Source organism: Pseudomonas aeruginosa (assembly GCF_001457615.1).
Lineage (GTDB): Bacteria > Pseudomonadota > Gammaproteobacteria > Pseudomonadales > Pseudomonadaceae > Pseudomonas > Pseudomonas aeruginosa.
In genome coordinates this window covers 6146057-6170676 of the sequence record NZ_LN831024.1, presented here as the reverse complement: position 1 = coordinate 6170676, position 24620 = coordinate 6146057, and the positions used below count along the sequence as shown (strand labels likewise).

Genomic DNA, 24620 nt, shown 5'->3' with positions numbered 1-24620 from the left:
TATAAAGCTTTTCTAATGGCTATCCCAATAATTATTGATTTTTGTTAATCACCCTCACGGGGGTAGGGTAAAAGCGCGACCGGGAGCTGCCTGCCGGTCATGCAGCGACCGGAATATCCGGATCGACCGTACCAGGTTCCCAACCCCGAAGAGGGAGACCTCCGTGATCAAGAAGATCCTGATCGCCAACCGCGGCGAGATTGCCGTCCGCATCGTGCGCGCCTGCGCCGAGATGGGCATCCGCTCGGTGGCCGTCTACTCCGAGGCCGATCGCCACGCGCTGCACGTCAAGCGCGCCGACGAAGCCCACAGCATCGGCGCGGACCCGCTGGCCGGCTACCTCAACCCGCGCGCCCTGGTGAACCTGGCGGTGGAAAGTGGCTGCGACGCCCTGCACCCCGGCTATGGCTTCCTCTCGGAAAATGCCGAGCTGGCGGAAATCTGCGCCGAGCGCGGTATCAAGTTCATCGGCCCGTCGGCGCAAGTGATCCGCCGCATGGGCGACAAGACCGAAGCCCGCCGCAGCATGATCGCCGCCGGCGTGCCCTGCACCCCCGGCACCGAAGGCAACGTCGCCGATCTCGCCGAGGCCCTGCGCGAAGCCGAGCGGATCGGCTACCCGGTGATGCTCAAGGCCACCTCCGGCGGCGGCGGTCGCGGCATCCGTCGCTGCAACAGCCGCGAGGAGCTGGAACAGGCGTTCCCGCGGGTGATCTCCGAGGCGACCAAGGCCTTCGGCAGCGCCGAGGTATTCCTCGAGAAGTGCATCGTCAATCCCAAGCACATCGAGGCGCAGATCCTCGCCGATTCCTTCGGCAACACCGTGCACCTGTTCGAGCGCGACTGCTCGATCCAGCGCCGCAACCAGAAGCTCATCGAGATCGCCCCGAGCCCGCAGCTCACCCCCGAGCAGCGCGCCTATATTGGCGACCTGGCGGTGCGCGCGGCCAAGGCGGTGGGCTACGAGAACGCCGGCACCGTGGAGTTCCTGCTCGCCGACGGCGAGGTGTACTTCATGGAGATGAACACCCGGGTCCAGGTGGAGCACACCATCACCGAGGAAATCACCGGCATCGACGTGGTCCGCGAGCAGATCCGCATCGCTTCCGGGCTGGAGCTGTCGGTCAAGCAGGACGACATCGTCCATCGCGGCTACGCCCTGCAGTTCCGCATCAACGCCGAGGACCCGAAGAACAACTTCCTGCCCTCGTTCGGCAAGATCACCCGCTACTACGCCCCCGGCGGCCCCGGCGTGCGTACCGACACGGCGATCTACACCGGCTACACCATCCCGCCGTACTACGACTCGATGTGCCTGAAGCTGATCGTCTGGGCGCTGACCTGGGAAGAGGCCCTCGATCGCGGCCTGCGCGCCCTCGACGACATGCGCGTGCAAGGGGTCAAGACCACCGCGCCGTACTACCAGGAAATCCTCCGCAACCCGGAATTCCGCAGCGGCCAGTTCAACACCAGCTTCGTCGAAAGCCACCCGGAACTGACCCAGTACTCGATCAAGCGCAACCCGTCGCACCTGGCCATCGCCATCGCCACCGCCATCGCGGCCCACGCCGGCCTGTAAGGGAAGGAGCAGAACATGAGCAACACCATCCAAGCGAAGAAGACCGGCGTCACCGATACCATCCTGCGCGATGCCCACCAGTCGCTGCTGGCGACCCGCATGCGCACCGAGGACATGCTGCCGATCTGCGACAAGCTCGACCGCGTCGGCTACTGGTCGCTGGAAGTCTGGGGCGGCGCCACCTTCGACGCCTGCGTGCGCTTCCTCAAGGAAGACCCGTGGGAACGCCTGCGCAAGCTCAAGGCGGCGCTGCCCAACACCCGCCTGCAGATGCTCCTGCGCGGGCAGAACCTGCTCGGCTACCGCCACTACAGCGACGATGTGGTGCGCGCCTTCGTGGCCAAGGCGGCGGTCAACGGCATCGACGTGTTCCGCATCTTCGACGCGATGAACGACGTGCGTAACCTGCGCGTCTCCATCGAGGCGGTGAAGGCCGCCGGCAAGCACGCCCAGGGCACGATCTGCTACACCACCAGCCCGGTGCACACCATCGAGGCCTTCGTCGCCCAGGGCAAGGCGATGGCCGACATGGGCGTCGACTCCATCGCCATCAAGGACATGGCCGGCCTGCTCACCCCCTATGCCACCGGCGACCTGGTCAAGGCCCTGAAGGACGCCCTGCCGCTGGACGTGGTGGTGCATTCCCATGACACCGCCGGTGTCGCCAGCATGTGCCAGCTCAAGGCCGTGGAAAACGGCGCCGACCGTATCGACACGGCGATCTCCAGCATGGCCTGGGGCACCAGCCACCCGGGCACCGAGTCGATGGTCGCGGCGCTGCGCGGTACCCCCTACGACACCGGCCTGGACCTGGAGCTGATCCAGGAGATCGGCATGTACTTCCACGCGGTGCGCAAGAAGTACCACCAGTTCGAGAGCGAATTCACCGGCGTGGATACCCGCGTGCAGGTCAACCAGGTGCCGGGCGGGATGATTTCCAACCTGGCCAACCAGCTCAAGGAGCAGGGCGCGCTGAACCGTATGGGCGAGGTGCTCGAGGAAATCCCGCGGGTCCGCGCCGACCTCGGTTTCCCGCCGCTGGTGACGCCGACTTCGCAGATCGTCGGCACCCAGGCGTTCTTCAACGTGCTCGCCGGCGAGCGCTACAAGACCATCACCAACGAAGTGAAGCTGTACCTGCAGGGCCGTTATGGCAAGGCCCCCGGCGAGGTCAACGAGCAACTGCGGCGCCAGGCCATCGGCAGCGAGGAAGTCATCGACGTGCGCCCGGCCGACCTGATCAAGCCGGAGCTGAACAAGCTGCGCAGCGAGATCGGCAACCTGGCCAAGTCCGAGGAAGACGTACTCACCTACGCGATGTTCCCGGACATCGGGCGCAAGTTCCTCGAAGAGCGTGAGGCCGGCACCCTGAAGCCCGAGGAACTGCTGCCGATTCCCACCGGCAAGGGCGTCGCCGCCGCCGGCGCGGAAGGCACCCCGACCGAGTTCGTCATCGACGTGCACGGCGAGACCTACCGCGTCGACATCACCGGGGTCGGCGTGAAGAGCGACAACAAGCGGCACTTCTACCTGTCCATCGACGGCATGCCGGAAGAAGTGGTGTTCGAGCCGCTCAACGAATATGTCGCCGGCTCCGCCAGCGGCCGCAAGCATGCCAGCGAGCCGGGCCACGTCAGCACCACCATGCCGGGCAACATCGTCGACGTGCTGGTGAAGGAAGGCGATAGCGTCAAGGCCGGCCAGGCGGTGTTGATCACCGAGGCGATGAAGATGGAAACCGAGGTCCAGGCCGGCATCGCCGGTACGGTCAAGGCGATCCACGTGGCCAAGGGCGACCGGGTCAACCCGGGCGAGATCCTGATCGAGATTGCGGGCTGACCGCGACAGACGGTTAAAGTCCCTGGGGGAGCATGATGCTCCCCTTTTTTTATCGGCATCGGTTGCCGCGTCGGCCGGCTGTTCGCCCTGCCAGGGTGCGCCCGGCGCGCGCGCCGCCTAGAATGCCGCCTCTGCCCAACGGCGCGTCGCGCCGCAGGCGCTGACTATCGGGAAGTCCAGGTGTCGTCCTCTCCAGCTCAAACGCCCAGCCGCCGGCCCTCGCTGCTCGGCGGTTCGATGATCATCGCCGGCACCGCCGTCGGCGCCGGAATGTTCTCCCTGCCCATCGCCATGTCCGGCATCTGGTTCGGCTGGTCGGTGGCGGTGTTCCTGCTCACCTGGTTCTGCATGCTGCTGTCGGGGATGATGATCCTCGAGGCCAACCTCAACTACCCGGTGGGCTCGAGCTTCTCGACCATCACCCGTGACCTGCTCGGCCAGGGCTGGAATGTGGTCAACGGGCTGAGCATCGCCTTCGTCCTCTATATCCTCACCTATGCCTATATCTCCGGCGGCGGCTCGATCATCGGCTACACCCTGTCCAGCGGCCTCGGCGTGACCCTGCCGGAAAAGCTCGCCGGGCTGCTGTTCGCCCTGGCGGTGGCGCTGGTGGTGTGGTGGAGCACCCGCGCGGTGGACCGCATCACCACGCTGATGCTCGGCGGCATGATCATTACGTTCGGCCTCTCCATCAGCGGCCTGCTCGGGCGCATCCAGCCGGCGATCCTGTTCAACAGCGGCGAGCCGGACGCGGTCTACTGGCCCTACCTGCTGGCGACCCTGCCGTTCTGCCTGACTTCCTTCGGTTACCACGGCAACGTGCCGAGCCTGATGAAGTACTACGGCAAGGACCCGCAGCGGATCAGCCGTTCGCTGTGGATCGGCACCCTGATCGCCCTGGCCATCTACCTGCTGTGGCAGGCCAGCACCCTGGGCACCATCCCGCGCGAGCAGTTCAAGGGCATCATCGCCGGCGGCAGCAACGTCGGCACCCTGGTGGAATACCTGCACCGGATCACCGCGTCGGATTCGCTGAACGCGTTGCTCACCACCTTCTCCAACCTGGCGGTGGCCAGCTCCTTCCTCGGCGTGACCCTCGGCCTGTTCGACTACCTGGCCGACCTGTGCAAGTTCGACGACAGCCACTTCGGGCGCTTCAAGACCGCGTTGCTGACCTTCGTCCCACCGACCATCGGCGGGCTGCTGTTCCCCAACGGCTTCATCTACGCCATCGGTTTCGCCGGGCTGGCCGCGGCGTTCTGGGCGGTGATCGTTCCGGCGCTGATGGCGCGGGCCTCGCGCAAGCGCTTCGGCAGCCCGCTGTTCCGCGCCTGGGGCGGCACGCCGGCGATCGTGCTGGTGCTGCTGTTCGGCGTGGCCAACGCGGTCGCGCACATCCTGGCCAGCCTGCACTGGCTGCCGGAGTACCGTTGAGCGACCGGCAGTCCCTGCCAGGGGCTAGTCGCGCAGCGCCTCCAGCGTCTGCCGCTGGCGGCCTTCGGCGTCGAAGTTGGAAGGATCGAGCCAGCGCTCGAACGCCGCCTGTCGCGCCGGCCATTCGCTGTCGAGCAGGGAGAACCAGGCGGTGTCGCGGTTGCGCTGCTTGACCACCATGTGCTGGCGGAAGGTGCCTTCGTAGGTGAAGCCCAGGCGCTCGGCGGCGCGCATCGAACGGGCGTTGCCGGCATTGCACTTCCACTCCAGGCGGCGGTAGCCGAGGCGGCCGAGGGCGAGTTCGGCGAGCAGGTAGACCGCCTCGGTAGACCCCGGTGTGCGCTGCATCGGCGCGCCGAAGGCGATATGGCCGATTTCGATGACGCCATCCTTCGGCGTGATCCGCAGGTAGCTGAGCAGGCCGACGGCGCGCTGCGTGCGCCGCTCGCGCACGGCGAAGAACAGCGGGTCGCGGCTGGCCGCCTGGCCGGCCAGCCAGGCGTCGAACGCCGGGCGCTCGGCGAACGGGCCGTAGGCCAGGTATTCCCACAGCAACGGGTCGGCGCCAGGCCCTTGCAGGGCGTCCCACAGGTCGTCGCCGTGGCGTTGCGGATCGAGCGGTTCGAGCTTGACGAAGCGGCCGTCGAGCGGGGCGTGGGGTGGAGTGGCGACGGGGCGCCAGTTCAAGGGTTCGCGCATGGTGGGCCTCAGAGAATCCTGCGGTACTGAAGGAAACCGGACTTGTCGGCGATGCGCTCGTACAGCTTCATCGCGTCGCTGTTGCTCTCGTGGGTCAGCCAGTGCACCCGCGAACAGCCAGCGGCGCCGGCCTCGGCGTAGACATGCTCGATCAGCCGGCGCCCTATGCCTTCGCCGCGCAGGCCCTCGGCGACGAACAGGTCCTGCAGGTAGCAGTAGTCGCCGACGGTCCAGCAGGAGCGGTGGTAGATCCAGTGCACCAGGCCTACGGCGCGCTCGTCGAGCCAGGCGAGGGCGGCGTTCATCGGTTCGTCGGCGTCGAGGAAGCGCTGCCAGGTGGCGTCGCTGGTAGCGGCGGCGATCTCGGTCTTGTAGAAGCGCTGGTAGCCCTCCCACAGCGGCAGCCAGGCGGCGTGGTCGCCGGCGCCGACGGGACGAATCTGCAGGGACGTGCTCATGGCTCGGTTCCATGTCCGGGTAAAGGTGCCTCCAGACTAGGCCGGGAAATGGTCCGCTAGAAGATCCATTGCTGGTCAATTCCACAGGTCCAATCCACACTGGCGCTTTCTTCCCTCCGAGACCGCCATGGCCACCGTACTGCCCTTCGACGCCGCCGGCATCCACCTCGACCCCGCCCAGGGCCTGGCCCGCCAGCTCTACGCCGCGCTGCGCGAACGGATCCTCGACGGCCGCCTCGGCAGCCGCACGCGGATGCCCGCCAGCCGCGAACTGGCCCAGGCCCTGAAGGTCTCGCGCAACACCGTGGTGCGGGCCTATGAACAGTTGCACGCCGAGGGCTATATCGACGGGCGCACAGGCGACGGCACCTACGTTGCCGAGTTGCAGGAAATCCCAGGCAGGGCCCCCGCCGTCGCCCCGAGCGCTCCCGCGCCGCGCGGCCCGGCGGCCCTGGCGCCGCCACCGGAAGGCGCGCCGCGAGCGTTCCGCGTCGGCGTGCCGGCCTTCGACCTGTTCCCCTTCGACACCTGGGCGCGGCTACAGGCGCGCTTCTGGCGCAACCCACCGGCGGACTGCCTGGGCTACGGCGACCCGGCCGGCGAGGCGCGCCTGCGCGAGCTGATCGCCGCCTACCTGCGCAGCGCGCGCGGCCTGCGCTGCGAGGCGGAACAGGTGATCGTCACCCATGGCGCGCAGCAGGCCATCCGCCTGTGCGCCCAGGTGTTGCTCGAGAACGGCGATCCGGTGGCTGTGGAAAACCCTGGCTACCGCGCGGCGCGCCTGGCCTTCGCCGCGACCGGCGCGGTACCGCACGGGATCGACCTCGACGCCGAGGGGCTGCGCAGCGACCGGCTCGCGGGCATTGCCGGCTGCCGCCTGGCCTATGTCACGCCGTCACACCAGTACCCCACCGGCGTCACCCTGTCGCTGGCGCGGCGCCTGGAGCTGCTGGAGTGGGCCGAGCGCGCCGACGGTTGGATCGTCGAGGACGACTACGACGGCGAGTATCGCTACAGCGGTACGCCGCTGGCGCCGCTGGCCGCGCTGGACCGACAGGGCCGGGTGCTCTACGTCGGGACCTTCTGCAAGATCGCCTTCCCGGCGTTGCGCCTGGGCTACCTGGTGGTCCCGCCGGCGCTGGTCGAGCGCTTCCGCCAGCGGCGGGCCATCGAGGTACGCCATTCGGAGGTGGGCACCCAGCGGGTCATGGCCGACTTCATCGCCGAGGGGCATTTCCAGCGCCACGTCCGCCGCATGCGCCGCGCCGCCCGCGCCCGCCGCGACGCCTTGCTGCGGGGCTGGCCAGAGGCGCCGGGTTGCCAGCCGTTGCCGGCGGTGGAGGCGGGGCTGCACCTGTGCGTGCGGGTCGACAGCCTGGCGCGGGAGCGGGCCCTGATCGCCGCGGCGGCAGCCGCCGGGGTGGAAGTCAGCGCCTTGAGCGACTACTGGATGGACGACTCCAGCGTTGCGCCAGACGACCGCGCGGGCCTGGTGCTGGGCTTCGCGGCAGTACCCGAGGCGCGTATCGACGAGGCGCTGCGGGCGTTGCGCAAGGCCTGGCGGCGGGAGGCCCTGGTTGGACCCGTCGTCGCGACTGACTAGAATGCCCCCGGATCACCCTCGCGCCCAGGAGTAGCCATGAGTGTCGCCCTTTCCGCCGCGCCCGAGCGCAAGCTCGCCGCCCCCCTGATCGCCTTCGCCCTGCTGGTGCTCGGCGGGCTGTTCCTGTTCAACGCGGTCAGCGCGCGCCAGGCCATCCTCTTCATCGTCGGCGGCGCCCTGGGCCTGACCCTCTACCACGCCGCCTTCGGCTTCACCTCCGCCTGGCGGGTATTCATCCGCGAACGGCGTGGCGCCGGGCTGCGCGCGCAGATGGTGATGCTGGCGCTGGCGGTGCTGCTGTTCTTCCCGGCGCTGGCGGCGGGCAGCCTGTTCGGCCAGCCGGTGAGCGGTTTCGTCTCGCCGGTCGGCACTTCGGTGATCGTCGGCGCCTTCATTTTCGGCATCGGCATGCAACTGGGCGGCGGCTGCGCCTCCGGCACCCTGTTCACCGTCGGCGGCGGCAACGCGCGGATGCTGGTGACCCTGCTGTTCTTCATCCTCGGCTCGCTGATCGCCACCCAGCATGTCGGCTGGTGGTTCGCCCTGCCGTCGCTGCCGCCGATCTCGCTGGTCGCCGAACTGGGCCTGGCACCGGCGCTGGTGTTGAGCCTGGCGGTGTTCATCGGCATCGCCGGGGTCACGGTACGCATGGAGAAGGCCCGCCACGGCGCCCTGGAAACCCCGCCGAGCGCCGAATGGTGGGGTTGGCGGCGCTTCCTCCGCGGCCCCTGGCCGCTGGTCTGGGGCGCGTTGGCGCTGGCGCTGCTCAACTTCCTCACCCTGTACCTCGCCGGACGCCCCTGGGGCATCACGTCGGCCTTCGCCCTGTGGGGCGCGAAGATCGCCCAGGGCGTGGGCCTGGACGTCGGCGCCTGGGCCTTCTGGCAGACGCCGGCGAACGCCAAGGCGCTGGCCGCGCCGCTGTGGGAAGACATCACCAGCGTGATGGACATCGGCATCGTCCTCGGCGCGCTGCTCGCCGCCGGCCTGGCCGGACGCTTTGCGCCGAACCTGGACATCCCGCGCCGTTCGCTGGCGGCGGCGGTGATCGGCGGGCTGCTGCTCGGCTACGGCGCGCGCCTGGCCTATGGCTGCAACATCGGCGCGTATTTCAGCGGGATCGCGTCCGGCAGCCTGCATGGCTGGTTGTGGTTGGTGGCGGCGTTTGCCGGCAACAGCGTCGGGGTACGGGTATTGAGGCCTTATTTCTTCCCGGAGGAGCGGCGGGAGCAAGGGTTGACGGGGTGTTGAGAGGGGATATGCCTTCGTAGGACGTATGACGCGGACGTTATCCACAGGTGAGCGCAGCCACACAACACCTCGGCAACGGGGAAGATCTGCGGGCCGTCCTGAGCGGTGAAAAAAAGAAGGGACACCGCAGGTCGCCGTGTCCCTCAGAGTGTAGAGAGGGAAAGTTGGTATCCCTCTCGACCGGTGAGCGTGGCGCCGCGGCTGGGCCGGGGCGCCGGGTATAAAAGAAGGGATGAAGGGTATCCATCCCTAAAGGTCGAGGGGGTAGTACTCCCCCTCTACCGGTGAGCCTTCTTCGATCGGCTGCGCTGCGGCCCGGCTGCGTCGACAGCCGGACCTGGGCGCGCTCGATCTCGTATCGGATCAGGCGCGCAGCGGAATCAGGCGCGGCGCGATCATGTTTTCCGGCAGCAGGATGTCGGCCAGGGTGGCTTCGTCCAGCAGCTTTTCCTCGCGTACCAGTTCCAGGACGCCGCGGCCGCTCTCCAGGGCGGTCTTGGCGATCCGCGTGGAGTTCTCGTAGCCGATGTACGGGTTCAGCGCGGTGACCAGGCCGATGCTGTGCTCGACCAGTTCGTGGCAGCGCTCGACGTTGGCGGTGATGCCGGTGATGCAGTGCTCGCGGAGCATGTCCATGGCGCGTTGCAGCAGGCGGATCGAGTCGAAGATCTTGTAGGCGATCAGCGGCTCCATCACGTTCAGTTGCAACTGGCCGCCTTCGGCCGCCAGGGTCAGGGCGAGGTCATTGCCGATCACTTCGAAGGCGACCTGGTTGACCGCTTCCGGGATCACCGGGTTGACCTTGCCCGGCATGATCGAACTGCCCGGCTGGCGCGGCGGCAGGTTGATCTCGTTGATGCCGGTGCGCGGGCCGCTGGAGAGCAGGCGCAGGTCGTTGCAGATCTTCGACAGCTTGACCGCGGTGCGCTTGAGCATGCCGGAGAACAGCACGAAGGCGCCCATGTCGGAGGTGGCTTCGATCAGGTCGGCGGCCGGCTTCAGCGGCTGCCCGCTGATGGCGGCCAGGCGCTCGACGGCGAGCTTCTGGTAGCCGGGGTCGGCGTTGATGCCGGTGCCGATGGCGGTGCCACCGAGGTTCACTTCGGTGAGCAGCTCCGGCGCCAGGCGACGCAGGCGGTCGAGGTCTTCGCCGAGGGTGGTGGCGAAAGCGTGGAATTCCTGGCCGAGGGTCATCGGCACGGCGTCCTGCAACTGGGTGCGGCCCATCTTCAGTACGCCGGCGAATTCGACGCCCTTGGCGGCGAAGGCCTGGATCAGGCTGTCGAGGCTGGCCAGCAGGGTGTCGTGGCCGAGCAGCAGGCCCAGGCGGATGGCGGTCGGGTAGGCGTCGTTGGTCGACTGCGCCATGTTCACATCGTTGTTCGGGTGCAGGTACTTGTACTCACCCTTGGTGTGGCCCATGGCTTCCAGCGCGATGTTCGCGATCACTTCGTTCGCGTTCATGTTGGTGGAGGTGCCGGCGCCGCCCTGGATCATGTCCACCACGAACTGCTCGTGGAAATCGCCGCGGATCAGGCGGGCGCAGGCCTCGCTGATGGCGGCGTGCTTGTCTTCCGGGAGATGGCCGAGCTGACGGTTGGCGTCGGCGGCGGCCTGCTTGACCATGGCCAGGGCAACGACCAGCTTCGGGTAGTGCGACAGCGGCACCCCGGAGAGGCGGAAGTTGTTCACGGCGCGCAGGGTCTGGATGCCGTAGTAGGCGTCAGCGGGCACTTCGAGGGTGCCGAGCAGGTCTTTCTCGATACGGGAAGATGCAACGGGGGACATGACGGGATTTGTCTCAGAGGGACACGGCCAGTGCCGCGATGCCCACTAGACTAAGGATGTGACGATTTCGTGGCCAATGCTGTTAAACGCTGCCTCATGCACAAACGGCATAATGTTGGATGTGACGCTGGTATGATGGCGGACGTGTCATCGCATTACCGGAGCCTTTCCCGTCGTGAACCTCGAACTGAAGTGGCTGGAGGATTTCATCGCCCTGGCCGGCACCCGCAGCTTTTCCCAGGCGGCGGAGAAACGCTTCGTCACCCAGCCGGCCTTCAGCCGGCGCATTCGCAGCCTGGAGGACGCCCTCGGCCTGACCCTGGTGAATCGCCAGCGCACGCCGGTGGAACTGACCGAGGCCGGGCAGCTGTTCCTGGTCACCGCGCGCAGCGTGGTCGAGCAGCTCGGCCAGGTGGTGCGCCACCTGCACCACCTGGAAGGCGGGCAGGGCGAGGTGCTGCAGTTCGCCGCCGCCCACTCGCTGGCGCTGGGCTTCTTCCCGCAGTGGATCGCGCGGCTGCGCAACGAGGGGCTGAACATCGCCAGCCGGCTGATCGCCACCAACGTCGGCGAGGCGGTGCATTCCCTGCGCGAGGGTAGCTGCGACCTGATGCTGGCGTTCTACGACCCTGACGCCGCGTTGCAGATGGACCCGGAGATCTTCCCCTCGCTGCACCTGGGGCGCACCGAGATGCTGCCGGTCTGCGCGGTGAACGCCGAGGGCCTGCCGCTGTTCGACCTGGAGAACGGCCAGAGCGTGCCGCTGCTCGCCTACAGCGCCAGCGCCTTCCTCGGTCGCGGGGTCAACCTGCTGCTGCGCCAGCGCAACCTGCGCTACACCACGGTCTACGAGACGGCGATGGCCGACAGCCTGAAGAGCATGGCGCTGCAAGGCATGGGCGTGGCCTGGGTGCCACGGCTGAGCGTGGTCAACGAACTGGAGCGCTGTGAGCTGGCGATCTGTGGCGGGCCGCAATGGTTCGTGCCGCAGGAAATCCGCCTGTACCGCTGCGCGCTGGTACGCAAGGCGGCGATCCGCCTGCTCTGGCGCAAGCTGGAAGGCGGGCTGGGCAGCGTCGAGTAGACAGGCAAGGGCGGCGCCGGGACGCCGCCCCGCAGGTCACATCTCGAGGACGATGCGCCCCTCGATCTGCCCGGCGCGCATCTGGTCGAGGATCTGGTTGATGTCGTCCAGCTTGCCCGGATGGATGGTCGCCTTGACCAGGCCTTCGCCGGCAAAGTCGAGGGCTTCCTGAAGGTCCGCGCGGGTGCCGACGATTGAGCCGGCGATGTGCAGGCCCTTGAGCACCACGTCGAAGATCGGCGTCGGGAAGTCACCCGGCGGCAGGCCGACCAGGGCGATGGTGCCGCCGCGGCGCGCCATGCCGATGGCCTGGCCGAAGGCGCTGTTGGATACCGCGGTGACCAGCACCCCGTGGGCGCCGCCGATGTCGCGCTGGAGCACCTCCACCGGGTCTTCCTGCCGGGCGTTGACCGTCAGGCTGGCACCGAGCTTGCGCGCCAGTTCCAGCTTGGCGTCGTCGATGTCGATGGCGGCGACGTGCAGGCCCATGGCCCTGGCGTACTGCACGGCGACGTGGCCGAGGCCGCCGATGCCGGAGATCGCCACCCACTGGCCGGGGCGCGCGTTGGTCTGCTTGAGCCCCTTGTAGACGGTGACGCCGGCGCAGAGGATCGGCGCGATTTCAGCGAATTCGACGTTTTTCGGCAGAATTCCGACGTAGTTCGGGTCGGCCAATACGTATTCGGCATAGCCGCCGTTCACCGAGTAGCCGGTGTTCTGCTGGCTCTCGCAGAGGGTCTCCCAGCCGGTCAGGCAGTGCTCGCAGCAGCCGCAGGCGGTGTACAGCCAGGGGATGCCGACCCGGTCGCCTTCCTTCACTCGGGTCACTCCGCTGCCCACCGCGGCGACGTAGCCGACGCCTTCGTGACCGGGAATGAACGGCAACGGCGGCTTCACCGGCCAGTCGCCCTCGGCGGCATGCAGGTCGGTGTGGCAGACGCCGGAGGCTTCGATCTTCACCAGTACCTGCCCGGGGCCGGGCAGCGGAACCTTGACTTCCTCGATCCGCAGCGGCGCGCCGTAGGCGTGCACGACCGCGGCTTTCATGGTCTGTGGCAGGGTCATGGTCATCTCCTTGGACGGGGCTGAGCGCCTGTCGCGGCGCCTTTGACGGGCACCGCGACAGGCTGCGGAACCGGCGCGGCCGCCGCTCCCTCGGAGCGCGCCGCGACAACCAGTCTGGCCGCTCGTGGCAGGCGCGCATTGAGTTGCGGCAAGTTTCCCGCCATGGCGCGAAAAAACGGGACGGACGGTAGCCCCCGGCGCGCGCCCGGCCTGCCTTTGCGGTATACTGCGCCGCCTTCGAACCGGCACTGCCCGCCGGCTCGGCCCAGTACAAGCCACGCCCCTCGACGAAGCGTGGCTTGTTGGTTTCTGACGCGCCGGACGGCGCATTTGAGAGAGGCACGACGATGAGCGCACTGGTTGGCGTGATCATGGGTTCCAAATCGGACTGGAGCACCCTCAGTCACACCGCGGACATGCTGGACAAGCTGGGCATCCCCTACGAAGTGAAGGTGGTTTCCGCCCACCGCACCCCGGACCTGCTCTTCCAGTACGCCGAGGAAGCCGAAGGCCGCGGCCTCGAAGTGATCATCGCCGGCGCTGGCGGCGCCGCCCACCTGCCGGGCATGTGCGCGGCCAAGACCCACCTGCCGGTACTCGGCGTGCCGGTACAGTCGTCGATGCTGTCGGGTGTCGACTCGCTGCTCTCCATCGTGCAGATGCCCGCCGGCGTACCGGTCGCCACCCTGGCCATCGGCAAGGCCGGCGCGGTCAACGCGGCGCTGCTCTCGGCGAGCATCCTCGGCGCCAAGCACCCGCAGTACCACGAGGCGCTGAAGCAGTTCCGCGCCAACCAGACCGAAACCGTGCTGGACAATCCCGACCCGCGCGATGCGTGAGACAGGCTCTGAGAAGGTAAGGCTCGAACCATGAAAATCGGTGTCATCGGTGGCGGCCAGCTGGGCCGCATGCTGGCCCTGGCGGGAACCCCGCTGGGCATGAACTTCGCTTTCCTCGACCCGGCGCCGGACGCCTGCGCGGCCTCCCTGGGCGAGCACATCCGCGCCGACTACGGCGACCAGGAGCACCTGCGGCAACTGGCCGACGAGGTCGACCTGGTGACCTTCGAGTTCGAGAGCGTGCCGGCGGAAACCGTGGCCTTCCTCTCCCAGTTCGTGCCGGTCTACCCGAACGCCGAGTCGCTGCGCATCGCCCGCGACCGCTGGTTCGAGAAGTCGATGTTCAAGGACCTCGGCATTCCCACTCCGGACTTCGCCGACGTCCAGTCCCAGGCCGACCTCGATGCCGCCGCAGCCGCCATCGGCCTGCCGGCGGTGCTCAAGACCCGCACCCTGGGCTACGACGGCAAGGGCCAGAAGGTCCTGCGCCAGCCGGCCGACGTGCAGGGCGCGTTCGCCGAACTGGGCAGCGTGCCGTGCATCCTCGAGGGCTTCGTGCCGTTCACCGGGGAAGTCTCGCTGGTGGCGGTGCGCGCTCGCGATGGGGAGACGCGTTTCTACCCGCTGGTGCACAACACCCACGACAGCGGCATCCTCAAGCTCTCCGTGGCCAGCAGCGGGCATCCGTTGCAGGCGCTGGCCGAGGACTACGTCGGCCGCGTGCTGGCCCGGCTCGACTACGTCGGCGTGCTGGCCTTCGAGTTCTTCGAGGTGGACGGCGGCCTGAAGGCCAACGAGATCGCCCCGCGCGTGCACAACTCCGGGCACTGGACCATCGAAGGCGCCGAGTGCAGCCAGTTCGAGAACCACTTGCGCGCCGTCGCCGGCCTGCCGCTGGGCTCGACCGCCAAGGTCGGCGAGAGCGCGATGCTCAATTTCATCGGCGCGGTCCCCCCGGTGGCTCAGGTGGTCGCCGTCGCCGACTGCCACCTGCATCACTACGGCAAGGCCTTCAAGAACGGCCGCAAGGTCGGCCACGCCACCCTGCGTTGTGTCGACCGGGCGACGCTGCAGGCGCGCATCGCCGAGGTCGAGGCGCTGATCGAGGCGTGAGCGATTGCCGCCCGCCCATCCTTGGGTTGGCGGGCGGCACTGAACCCAAGGCTTTTCTACACTGTCCCATGGCAGGCGCAATACATGCGCATACACCCGTAAGGAGGGACTGTCATGGGATTAATCGGAACCATCATCGTCGGACTGATCGTTGGTCTCGTTGCACGCTTTCTGAAGCCAGGTGACGACAGCATGGGCTGGATCATGACCATCCTGCTCGGCATCGGCGGTTCGCTGCTGGCCACCTACGGCGGCCAGGCGATCGGCTTCTACCAGGCTGGCCAGGCGGCCGGTTTCATCGGCGCGGTGGTCGGCGCCGTCGTACTGCTGGTCATTTACGGCCTGATCAAGAAGAATTGATGGCTCTGGCCGGCCCCCGCGGGGGCCGGCGTTTCCTCACTTCGCCGGTATTCCCGCCATCATGCGCCGCTTCCCGTTCGCCCGCCTGTTGCTGCTCGCCCTGTTGTCCTCACCCCTGGTCCACGCCGAACTGCCCGAGACCGACTGGCTGGAACTGATGCCGCCGGCCGACCGCAAGGCGCTGGAAGAAATGCCCGACATCGTCCACGACACCCCGGAGGCCGCCGGCACCTTCACCAGCAAGGGGGGCCTGAAGCAGTCGGACCGGAAGATGCCGGCGGTGATGTATTCGGCCAAGACCGTCGCCAGCCTGGATGGCAAGGCGATCCGCCTCGGCGGCTACCCGGTGCCGCTGGAGAACGACGCCAAGGGCCGCGTCACCGAATTCTTCCTGGTGCCCTATCCGGGCGCCTGCATCCACGTGCCGCCGCCGCCGCCGAACCAGATCGTCCTGGTGCGTTATCCACAGGGGCTGAAGCTGACCGATATCTACACCCCGCTGTGGGTCAGCGGCACGCTGAAGATCGAGCAGGTGAGCAATGACCTGGCCGATGCCGCCTACGCCATCGACAAGGCGCGGGTGAAGGTGGTGGAGGAAGCGGACCTGTAGGGCCGGCACCTGCGCAACGGTCCATGGCGGACGATGCGAGCCGCGCCGTCCGCTCGCCGACCCGCTCAGGGTCGTTTCAGCGGCTCGCTCCAGATCTGCACGCCAAAGCTTTCGCTGCGCCCGGGGGCGACCACCATGAGGTCGTCCCAGACCCGCCCGGTCTCGATGCAGAGCATCTGCTGCCAGGCGTCGTCGGCGAACTGCGAGAGACGCCGGGACTTGTCCACCCAGGGGTTCCAGACCACCGCCGAGCGCGAGTCGAGGGCGTGCAGGTGGATGCTGCGTTCCCAGCGCGGGTCCTTGATCAGCAGGTCGCGTTCGAGACCGAGGTAGATGCGATCCAGTTCGCCCTTGACCCGTACCGCGCCGTGCTGAGTGCGTTCTTCCCAGTTCTCCAGGGTCTCGATGTAGCGCGCGCCTTCCAGGCCCTCGATGGCGATCTCGCGGCTGTCGCTGACCGCGAAGTAGGTGTGCAGCGCCTGGCTGAGCACCAGCGGCTTGCTGCCGAGGTTCTCGCTGGTGAGTCGCAGGGTCAGGCGCTCGCCGAAGCGGAACAGCATGCGCAGCGCCGCCGGGTGCGGCCAGCCGGGGAGGCCATCGGGGGCGTCGAGGTGGAAGCTGACGCAGAGGTCGCCGTCCTCCTCGGCGATGTCGTCGATTTCCCAGTCGACCGCCCGGACCAGCCCGTGGGCGGGCGCCTTCAGGCCATCTTCCACCTGGCCGCGGACTTCCTGCGGGTTGCGCTCCAGCGGACCGAACCACGGCCAGCACACCGGCACCCCGCCGCGTACCGACTGCCCGCGCCGGTAGCCGGCCTCGTCGCTGAGCCAGACCAGCGGCGGCTGTTCGTGGGGCTGGTAGCTGAGCAGTTGCGCGCCCTGCTGGGCGATCAGCGCCTCGCCATGGGCGGTGTGGATGCGCCAGCAGGCCAGGTCGTCGACCTGTACCTGTTCGACGCGGTTGATCGGGCTATCGGTGTTCATGGCGGTCTCCGGGAGGCGAATGGATGGCAGCAGTATCACCGATCCATTTTATCGCCGGCAGTTCCCCCGGATAGCGCCAACGACGACGCGGCCCGTGGGCCGCGTCGGTTGTTGCCGGAGGTTCAGGCCGCGCGGAACAGGTTGTGTGGGTCGATGACGAATTTCTTCGGCACCCCGGCGTCGAACTCGCCATAGCCTTTCGGCGCATCGTCGAGGGTGATGACTTCCACCCCGACGATGTCGGCGATCTTGATCCGGTCCCACATGATCGCCTGCATCAGCTGGCGGTTGTACTTCATCACCGGGGTCTGGCCGGTATGGAAGCTGTGCGACTTGGCCCAGCCCAGGCCGAAGCGGATGCTCAGGGCGCCGTGCTTGGCGGCCGCGTCCACCGCGCCCGGGTCTTCGGTGACGTACAGGCCGGGAATGCCGATCTTGCCGGCGACCCGGGTGATGCCCATCAGCGAGTTGAGCACGGTGGCCGGGGCTTCCTGCTGCGAGCCCGAATGGCCGTGGCCGCGCGCCTCGAAACCGACCGCATCGACCGCGCAGTCGACCTCCGGCTCGCCCAGCAGAGCGGCGATCTGTTCGTGCAGCGGGGTGTCCTTGGACAGGTCGGCGATCTCGAAGCCCTGTTTCTTGGCGTGGGCCAGGCGGGTCGGGTTGACGTCGCCGACGATCACCACCGCCGCGCCGAGCAGGCGTGCCGAGGCCGCCGCGGCCAGGCCGACCGGACCGGCGCCGGCGATGTAGACCGTGCTGCCCGGGCCGACGCCGGCGGTGACCGCGCCGTGGTAGCCGGTGGGGAGGATGTCCGAAAGGCAGGTCAGGTCGCGGATCTTCTCCATCGCCGCTTCGCGGTTGGGCAGTTTCAGCAGGTTGAAGTCGGCGTAGGGCACCAGCACGTATTCGGCCTGGCCGCCGACCCAGCCACCCATGTCGACGTAGCCGTAGGCGCCGCCGGCACGCGCCGGATTGACCGTCAGGCAGACGCCGGTGTGCTGTTCCTTGCAGGTACGGCAGTGGCCGCAGGCGACGTTGAACGGTACCGAGACCAGGTCGCCGATCTTCATGGTTTCCACGCCACGCCCGATCTCCACCACCTCGCCGGTGATCTCGTGGCCCAGCACCAGGCCTTCCGGCGCGGTGGTACGGCCGCGCACCATGTGCTGGTCGGAGCCGCAGATGTTGGTGGAGACCACCCGCAGGATCACCCCGTGGTCGATCTGCCGGCCCTGCGGGTCCTGCATCTTCGGATAGGGAATGTTCTGCACCTCGACCTTGCCCGGGCCGAGATAGACCACACCACGATTGCCAGACATACGCGTTTCCTCTTTGTCGTTGTGGGTACAAATGCGCGGCGTCCACGGCCGCGCGGCTTTGCACTGGAAAGTCGTCTGTTGCGCGACAGGGCCGGAGAATGCTGGCAGCCGGCGGGCTGTCGGTGTTGCTCGGGACGCGAGGCCGTGGGAAGCGCCCCTCTCCCTGGCCCTCTTCCTTCAGCGAGGGTTGGGAAGAGAGGGCGCGCTTACAGCACCACGGTCCGATTGGCGTTGAGGAATACCCTCCGCTCGATGTGGTAGCCCACCGCCCGCGCCAGGGTCAGGCACTCGATGTCGCGGCCCTTGGCGATCAGGTCCTCGGGGTAGTGGGCGTGGTCGACCGTCTCGACGCCCTGGGCGATGATCGGCCCTTCGTCGAGGTCGTTGTTGATGTAGTGGGCGGTGGCGCCGACCAGCTTCACGCCCTTCTGGTAGGCCTGGTGGTACGGCTTGGCGCCCTTGAAGCCGGGCAGCAGGGAGTGATGGATGTTGATCGCCCAGCCGTCCAGGCGCCGGCACAGTTCCGGCGACAGCACCTGCATGTAGCGAGCGAGGATCACCAGCTCGGCGCCACTCTCTTCGAGCACCTGCCAGACCCTGGCTTCCTGGGCCGGCTTGTCGTTCGGGTCGAGCGGGAAGTGGTGGTAGGGAATGCCGTGCCAGCGCGCCAGCGGCTCCAGGTCCGGGTGATTGGAAATCACCGCCACCACGTCCATCGGCAACTGGCCGATGCGCTGGCGGTAGAGCAGGTCGTTCAGGCAGTGGTCGGCCTTGGAAACCATGATCGCCACCTGGCTGCGGTAGCCCGGCGCGGTCAGCTCGGTACGCATGCCGAACGGTGCCACCCGTTCGGCCAGTCCGGCGCGGAAGGAGGCTTCGTCGAAGCCGTCGCCGGCGCGGAACTCCACGCGGATGAAGAAGCGTTGCGCCAGGCGGTCGTCGAACGAGTGGTGCTCGGTGACGTAGCAGCGCTGCTCGAAGAGGTAGCGCGTCACCACGTCGACGGTGCCCAGCAGGCTGGGACTGTCGGCGGTGAGGATCCAGGTGTCGGGGGTACGGCTCATCGCGAGGCTCCGGGTCCGGTATCCCCTCTCGGGGAGAGGGGAAGGCTGCTCATGCCGCTACCTGCAGGCCGTATTCGGCGCTGGCGTCCTGCAACCAGAGCCAGAAGTAGTCGGCGAAGCTGCGGCGCACGACCAGCTCCCAGGTGTCCTCGCCGGTATGGCGGATCACGCATTGCGACTTGGCGAAGATGCTGCCGACCGCCTTGCCCACCGGGAAGTTGCTCGGATGCACGTCGTAGCTGGTGGATTTCATCAGCAGTTCGCGGACGTTCGCTCCGCTCAGTTCGAGCAGCGTCTGCCCGCCGCTGACGTTGACCACCGCGTAGTGCAGCTCCTCGCCCAGGGCCTGGCGCAGGCGCTGTTCGACGGCGTATTCCTCGCCGCCGGGGACGATCAGCAACCATTCGTCCGGGGCCAGCCATTGCAGCGAGGTCTCGCCGCTGGCGACCAGGGTCAGGGCCACCGGCAGTTCCAGGCCGAGGGCCTGGTGCACGGCGGCGGCGAAGGCCGGGTCGGCGGCATCGCCGCGCAGCACCAGGTGGCCGAGCAGCTTCTTCTCGCGCAGGACGATACCGGCCTTCGCGGCGGTCTTGCCGGCGAGCTTGTGCAGCTCGGCATGGTGCAGCGGCGATTCGGCGTGGACGCCGGGTTCGGGGCGTTGCTGGTAGACGTTTGCCTTGCTCATTCGTTTTCACCTTGGGGCGCCGCGCGCCCTGGTAGCCTGTCTGCCTTCTCCCTTCGGGGAGAGGGCCGGGGAGAGGGGCGAGCCCCTCTCCGGTCAATCCACGTTCTGCCGTTCCCCTTTCGGGTCGTAGAACACCGAGGAGCAGATCTCCGCCTCGATGAAGCGGCCGTCCGCCAGCGGCGCGTAGACCTTCTGGCCCATGCGCTTGAGGCCGCCTTTCACCACCGCCAGGGCGAAGCCGTGGCCGAGGCTGGCGCTCATGTAGCTGGAGGTGACGTGGCCGACCATCTTCATCGGGATCGCCTGCTGGGTGTCGAACACCAGTTGCGCGCCTTCGGGCAGTACCTCCTGCGGGTTGCTCGGCCTGAGTCCGACCAGTTGCTTGCGATCCTCGCGCAGGCAGTCGGCGCGGTTCATGCCGCGCCAGCCGATCCAGGAGAACGGCTTGCTGCGGCCCACCGCCCAGCCCATGTTGAGATCGTCCGGGGTGACCGAGGCATCGGTGTCCTGGCCGACGATGATGAAGCCCTTCTCGGCGCGCAGGACGTGCATGGTCTCGGTGCCGTAGGGCGTCAGGCCGTACTTCGCGCCGTGCTCGGCGAGCGCTTCGAGCACGCCCATGGCGTAGTCGGCCTGGACGTTCACCTCGTAGCTCAGCTCGCCGGTGAAGGAGATGCGGAACACCCGCGCCGGCACCCCGGCGACCTTGCCTTCCTTCCAGGTCATGAAGGGGAAGGCATCCTTGTCCAGGTCGATGTCGGTGACTTCGGCGAGCAGCTTGCGGCTGTTCGGGCCGGACAGGGTGAGGGTCGCGTAGTGGTCGGTGACCGAGGTGAAGTACACCTTCAGCTCCGGCCATTCGGTCTGGTGGTACAGCTCCAGCCACTCCAGTACGCGGGCGGCGCCGCCGGTGGTGGTGGTCATGACGAAGTGGTTGTCGGCCAGGCAGGCGGTCACGCCGTCGTCGAAGACCATCCCGTCTTCCTTGCACATCAGGCCGTAGCGCGCCTTGCCGACGTCGAGCTTGGTCCAGGCGTTGGTGTAGACCCGGTTGAGGAACTCCCGCGCGTCCGGGCCCTGGATGTCGATCTTGCCCAGGGTCGAGGCGTCGAGCAGGCCGACCGCCTCGCGCACCGCGCGGCATTCGCGGGCCACGGCGGCGTGCATGTCCTCGCCGCGGCGCGGGAAGTACCACGGCCGCTTCCACTGGCCGACGTCTTCGAACTCGGCGCCGTTCTTCACGTGCCAGGCGTGCAGGGCGGTGAAGCGCACCGGTTCGAACAGGTGCCCGCAGTGGCGGCCGGCGACGGCGCCGAAGGTCACCGGGGTGTAGTTCGGACGGAACATGGTGGTGCCGGTGTCGGCGATGCTCTTGCCCTGGGCCCGCGCGGCGATCGCCAGGCCGTTGATGTTGCCCAGCTTGCCCTGGTCGGTGCCGAAGCCCAGCGCGGTGTAGCGCTTGACGTGCTCGATGGACTCGAAGCCCTCGCGGCAGGCCAGTTCGATGGCGGCGGCGGTGACGTCGTTCTGCGGATCGACGAACTGCTTCGGTGCGCGTGCCGTGGGCTTCTCGTGGGGCACCTGGAACAGCGCGACGGACGCTTCCTCGCGGCGCGGCTGGACCTTCGGCAGGCTGCCGGCGGCGGTCTTGTAGCCGGCGTCGAGGGCGGCGCGACTCCCGGCCTGGTAGCCGTCGGCGAGCACCTCGGCGAGCCCGAACACGCCGTTCACGGCGCCGGCGCAGATGCGCTTCTGCAGGCCTTCGCCGGGTACGAAGGCGAGGATTTCCTCGCGCCACTCCGGCTTGCCGCCCAGGTGCGAGGCCAGGTGCACGACCGGGCTGTAGCCGCCGGAGCTGGCGATCAGGTCGCAGTCCAGCCATTCGCCGCCGCTGGCGCGCATGGCCTGCAGGTCGATCCGGGCGACCTTGGCGCCGCTGACCCGCTTGCCGCCGCGAGCCTCGATCACCGAACTGCCAGTGATCACCCGCATACCGCGTTGGCGTGCTTCCTCGACCCACTCGCCGCGCGGATTGGCCCGGGCGTCGGCGATGGCCACCACTTGCAGGCCGGCTTCCTGCCAGTCGAGGGCGACGCGGTAGGCGTAGTCGTTGTTGGTGGCCAGCACCAGTTTCTTGCCCGGTGCCACGCCGTAGCGCCGTACATAGGTGGAAACCGCGCCGGCGAGCATGTTGCCGGGCAGGTCGTTGTTGCCGTAGACCAGCGGACGCTCATGGGCGCCGGCGGCCAGTACCACGCGCTTGGCGCGTACGCGGTGCACGCGCTGGCGGACCTGGCCGAGCGGGGCGACCTCGCCGAGGTGGTCGGTGCGCCGCTCGTGGATGGTGAGGAAGTTGTGGTCGTGGTAGCCGTTGACCGTGGAGCGCGGTAGCAGGATGACTTCCGGCAGGCCTTGCAGCTCGGCCACGGCGTCCGCGACCCACTCGGCGGCGGGCTTGCCGTCGAGGGTCTCGCGGGTGTCCAGCAGGCTGCCGCCGAACTCTTCCTGCTCGTCGGCGAGAATCACCCGCGCGCCGCTGCGAGCGGCGGCGAGGGCGGCGGCCAGGCCGGCCGGGCCGCCGCCGACCACCAGCACGTCGCAGTGGTGGTTCATCCAGTCGTAGCTGTCCGGATCGACCTCGGTCGGCGCGCGGCCCAGGCCGGCGGCCTTGCGGATGTACTTCTCGTAGGTCATCCACATCGACTGCGGGTACATGAAGGTCTTGTAGTAGAAACCAGGCGGCATCAGCTTGCCGCCGACCTTGCCGAAGATTCCCATCAGGTCGTTCTGCACGTTCGGCCAGCCGTTGGTACTGGTGGCCACCAGGCCGCCGTAGAGAGCCTGCTGGGTGGCGCGTACGTTGGGGATCTGGGTGGCTTCGCGGGAGCCGATCTGCAGGATCGCGTTGGGCTCCTCGGCGCCGGCGGCGACGATGCCGCGCGCCCGCGAGTACTTGAAGCTGCGGCCGACGATGTCGACGCCGTTGGCCAGCAGCGCGGCGGCCAGGGTGTCGCCGGCATAGCCCTGGTAGTGCTGGCCGTTGAAGCTGAAGGTCAGCGGGCGGTTGCGGTCGATGCGGCCGCCGCTGGACAGGCGATTGATCTGGCTCATGCCGGTTCCCCTTGTACGGCGGGTTTCTTCTCACCGTCGGCGACGACGCTGGGCTGCTCGCCGATCAGGTAGGTCTCGAGGATCTCGTAGGTCACCGTATGGCGGGTGACGTTGAAGTACTTGCGGCAGCCGGCGGCGTGCACCCACAGCTCGTGATGGAGGCCGCGCGGGTTGTCGCGGAAGAACATGTAGTCGCCCCATTCCTCGTCGCTGCAGGCGTTCGGGTCGAGCGGGCGCGGGATGTGGGCCTGACCCTTGGCGTGGAATTCCTCTTCGGAACGCAGTTCGCCGCAGTGGGGGCAGAAGATATTCAGCATTTTGTAGCCTCCGGAAACTGTTCTTGCCGGTTGACCGGCACCCTCTCCCTGAAGGGCGAGGGGCAGCGGATTTCGCCCTTCGGGCGGCTTTTGTCAGTGCGCCACTGCCGCCGCGCCGTGCTCGTCGATCAGCGCACCGCTGTGGAAGCGTTCGATGGAGAAGGGCGCGGCCAGCGGATGCGGTTCGCCCTTGGCCAGGGTGGCGGCGAAGACGTTTCCGGAGCCGGGAGTGGCCTTGAAGCCGCCGGTGCCCCAGCCGCAGTTGAAGAATAGGTTCTGCACCGGAGTCTTGCCGATGATCGGGCAGGCGTCCGGGGTGGTGTCGACGATGCCGCCCCACTGGCGGTTCATGCGTACCCGCGAGAGCACCGGGAACATCTCGACGATGGCTTGCAGGGTGTGCTCGATCACCGGGTAAGAGCCGCGCTGGCCGTAGCCGTTGTAGCCGTCGATGCCGGCGCCGATGACCAGGTCGCCCTTGTCCGACTGGCTGATGTAGCCATGCACGGCGTTGGACATGATCACGCTGTCGATGATCGGCTTCAGCGGCTCGGAGACCAGCGCCTGCAACGGGTGCGACTCCAGCGGCAGGCGGAAGCCGGCGAGCCTGGCCATGTGCCCGGAGTTGCCGGCGGTGACCACTCCGACACGGCGCGCGCCGATGAAGCCGCGGTTGGTCTCGACGCCGATCACCGCGCCGTCCTGCTTGCGGAAGCCGGTGACTTCGGTCTGCTGGATCAGGTCCACGCCGAGGGCATCGGCGGCACGGGCGAAGCCCCAGGCCACCGCGTCATGGCGGGCGACGCCGCCGCGACGCTGGATGGTCGCGCCCATGATCGGGTAGCGGGTGTTCTTGCTGCAGTCCAGGTAGGGAATCTCCTCCGCCACCTGCTGCGCGTTCAACAATTCGCCGTCGACGCCGTTGAGGCGGTTGGCGCTGACCCGGCGCTCGCCGTCGCGCATGTCCTGGAGGGTGTGGCAGAGGTTGTAGACCCCGCGCTGGGAGAACATCACGTTGTAGTTGAGGTCCTGGGACAGGCCCTCCCACAGCTTCATCGCGTGTTCGTAGAGCAGCGCGGACTCGTCCCACAGGTAGTTGGAGCGCACGATGGTGGTGTTGCGCGCGGTGTTGCCGCCGCCCAGCCAACCTTTCTCGACTACCGCCACGTTGCTGATGCCGTGTTCCTTGGCCAGGTAGTAGGCGGTGGCCAGGCCGTGCCCGCCGCCGCCGACGATGACCACGTCGTAGACCGGCTTCGGCGTGGGCGTGCGCCACATGCGTTGCCAGTTCTCGTGATGGCTCAGTGAATGCTTTAACAGGCCGAAGCCGGAGTAGCGTTGCATGTGGATGCTCCTGAACTGTTGCTCCCTCTCCCGCGGAGAGGGTTGGGCCGGGGCGCGTCGGGCTCCCCGACC

Annotated in this window: 21 protein-coding genes; 10 read left to right on the top strand and 11 right to left on the bottom strand. The window is 67.9% G+C overall.

The genetic code is table 11. From position 1 onward, the window contains the following. Nucleotides 1-163: 163 nt before the first annotated feature. The 3 genes from AT700_RS28300 (at nt 164) to mtr (ending at nt 4852) form a co-directional block, all read left to right on the top strand. Nucleotides 164-1579: an acetyl-CoA carboxylase biotin carboxylase subunit gene (locus AT700_RS28300; RefSeq protein ID WP_003096848.1), complete on the top strand. Its 1416-nt coding sequence runs from the start codon at nt 164-166 to the stop codon at nt 1577-1579. 15 nt (nt 1580-1594) lie between these two features. Continuing rightward, nucleotides 1595-3418 carry a sodium-extruding oxaloacetate decarboxylase subunit alpha gene (gene oadA / locus AT700_RS28295; RefSeq protein ID WP_003105555.1) on the top strand — a complete coding sequence of 608 codons (1824 nt, stop codon included), beginning with the start codon at nt 1595-1597 and terminating at the stop codon, nt 3416-3418. 180 nt (nt 3419-3598) lie between these two features. Beyond that, nucleotides 3599-4852 carry a tryptophan permease gene (gene mtr, locus AT700_RS28290; protein ID WP_003146817.1) on the top strand — a complete coding sequence of 418 codons (1254 nt, stop codon included), beginning with the start codon at nt 3599-3601 and terminating at the stop codon, nt 4850-4852. A 24-nt stretch (nt 4853-4876) separates the two neighbouring features. Here the strand turns inward: mtr and AT700_RS28285 are convergent, their stop codons facing one another. Continuing rightward, nucleotides 4877-5551: a GNAT family N-acetyltransferase gene (locus AT700_RS28285; protein ID WP_003096837.1), complete on the bottom strand. Its 675-nt coding sequence runs from the start codon at nt 5549-5551 to the stop codon at nt 4877-4879. Nucleotides 5552-5559: 8 nt separating this feature from the next. Continuing rightward, a complete protein-coding gene (locus AT700_RS28280) occupies nt 5560-6009 on the bottom strand; it encodes a GNAT family N-acetyltransferase (protein ID WP_003096834.1) in 450 nt (149 codons plus the stop codon). A gap of 127 nt (nt 6010-6136) precedes the next feature. On the opposite strand from AT700_RS28280, the gene AT700_RS28275 reads away from it, so the two are divergent. Both AT700_RS28275 and AT700_RS28270 read left to right on the top strand, forming a co-directional pair. Further along, entirely contained in the window at nt 6137-7612 is a 1476-nt protein-coding gene (locus tag AT700_RS28275; RefSeq protein WP_003136388.1) for a PLP-dependent aminotransferase family protein, read from the top strand. A 36-nt stretch (nt 7613-7648) separates the two neighbouring features. Next, a complete protein-coding gene (locus AT700_RS28270) occupies nt 7649-8863 on the top strand; it encodes a YeeE/YedE family protein (RefSeq protein WP_048521744.1) in 1215 nt (404 codons plus the stop codon). A gap of 363 nt (nt 8864-9226) precedes the next feature. On the opposite strand, the gene aspA is transcribed toward AT700_RS28270, so the two are convergent. Then, nucleotides 9227-10651, bottom strand: coding sequence for an aspartate ammonia-lyase (gene aspA, locus AT700_RS28265; protein WP_003096822.1), 1425 nt, complete (start codon nt 10649-10651; stop codon nt 9227-9229). 175 nt (nt 10652-10826) lie between these two features. On the opposite strand from aspA, the gene AT700_RS28260 reads away from it, so the two are divergent. Beyond that, entirely contained in the window at nt 10827-11735 is a 909-nt protein-coding gene (locus AT700_RS28260) for a LysR substrate-binding domain-containing protein (protein ID WP_019396165.1), read from the top strand. A 36-nt stretch (nt 11736-11771) separates the two neighbouring features. Here the strand turns inward: AT700_RS28260 and adhP are convergent, their stop codons facing one another. Further along, nucleotides 11772-12800 (bottom strand): alcohol dehydrogenase AdhP, encoded by a 1029-nt coding sequence (gene adhP, locus AT700_RS28255; protein ID WP_003096816.1) that lies wholly within the window; start codon nt 12798-12800, stop codon nt 11772-11774. A 347-nt stretch (nt 12801-13147) separates the two neighbouring features. Between adhP and purE the strand changes: the two genes are divergently transcribed. The 4 genes from purE to AT700_RS28235 all read left to right on the top strand — a co-directional run bounded on the left by purE (nt 13148) and on the right by AT700_RS28235 (nt 15722). Continuing rightward, nucleotides 13148-13639 carry a 5-(carboxyamino)imidazole ribonucleotide mutase gene (purE, locus tag AT700_RS28250; RefSeq protein WP_003106314.1) on the top strand — a complete coding sequence of 164 codons (492 nt, stop codon included), beginning with the start codon at nt 13148-13150 and terminating at the stop codon, nt 13637-13639. Between the two features lie 30 nt (nt 13640-13669). Next, nucleotides 13670-14752 (top strand): 5-(carboxyamino)imidazole ribonucleotide synthase, encoded by a 1083-nt coding sequence (locus AT700_RS28245; protein ID WP_003146811.1) that lies wholly within the window; start codon nt 13670-13672, stop codon nt 14750-14752. Between the two features lie 114 nt (nt 14753-14866). Continuing rightward, nucleotides 14867-15112 carry a GlsB/YeaQ/YmgE family stress response membrane protein gene (locus AT700_RS28240; RefSeq protein WP_003096795.1) on the top strand — a complete coding sequence of 82 codons (246 nt, stop codon included), beginning with the start codon at nt 14867-14869 and terminating at the stop codon, nt 15110-15112. Between the two features lie 61 nt (nt 15113-15173). Beyond that, the gene (locus tag AT700_RS28235) at nt 15174-15722 is read left to right on the top strand and encodes a DUF3299 domain-containing protein (RefSeq protein ID WP_003114096.1); all 549 of its coding nucleotides are present in this window, start codon (nt 15174-15176) and stop codon (nt 15720-15722) included. A gap of 65 nt (nt 15723-15787) precedes the next feature. Here AT700_RS28235 and AT700_RS28230 read toward each other — a convergent pair whose 3' ends face one another. From AT700_RS28230 to AT700_RS28200, 7 genes are all read right to left on the bottom strand, one after another. Beyond that, complete coding sequence (locus AT700_RS28230) at nt 15788-16744, bottom strand: D-hexose-6-phosphate mutarotase (RefSeq protein ID WP_078459800.1); 957 nt, start codon at nt 16742-16744, stop codon at nt 15788-15790. An 83-nt stretch (nt 16745-16827) separates the two neighbouring features. Continuing rightward, complete coding sequence (gene fdhA / locus AT700_RS28225) at nt 16828-18027, bottom strand: formaldehyde dehydrogenase, glutathione-independent (RefSeq protein WP_003096788.1); 1200 nt, start codon at nt 18025-18027, stop codon at nt 16828-16830. A gap of 206 nt (nt 18028-18233) precedes the next feature. Further along, complete coding sequence (locus AT700_RS28220) at nt 18234-19091, bottom strand: formyltetrahydrofolate deformylase (RefSeq protein WP_003096786.1); 858 nt, start codon at nt 19089-19091, stop codon at nt 18234-18236. A 49-nt stretch (nt 19092-19140) separates the two neighbouring features. Then, on the bottom strand, nt 19141-19776 hold the full coding sequence (gene soxG / locus AT700_RS28215; RefSeq protein ID WP_003096784.1) for a sarcosine oxidase subunit gamma family protein: 636 nt from the start codon (nt 19774-19776) through the stop codon (nt 19141-19143). Nucleotides 19777-19869: 93 nt separating this feature from the next. Next, nucleotides 19870-22887: a sarcosine oxidase subunit alpha gene (locus tag AT700_RS28210; RefSeq protein WP_003162069.1), complete on the bottom strand. Its 3018-nt coding sequence runs from the start codon at nt 22885-22887 to the stop codon at nt 19870-19872. Beyond that, on the bottom strand, nt 22884-23204 hold the full coding sequence (locus AT700_RS28205; RefSeq protein ID WP_003096781.1) for a sarcosine oxidase subunit delta: 321 nt from the start codon (nt 23202-23204) through the stop codon (nt 22884-22886). Before AT700_RS28205 ends, AT700_RS28210 begins: the two co-directional genes overlap by 4 nt. Before the next feature lie 93 nt (nt 23205-23297). Then, nucleotides 23298-24548, bottom strand: coding sequence for a sarcosine oxidase subunit beta (locus tag AT700_RS28200; protein ID WP_003096779.1), 1251 nt, complete (start codon nt 24546-24548; stop codon nt 23298-23300). Nucleotides 24549-24620: the final 72 nt, after the last annotated feature.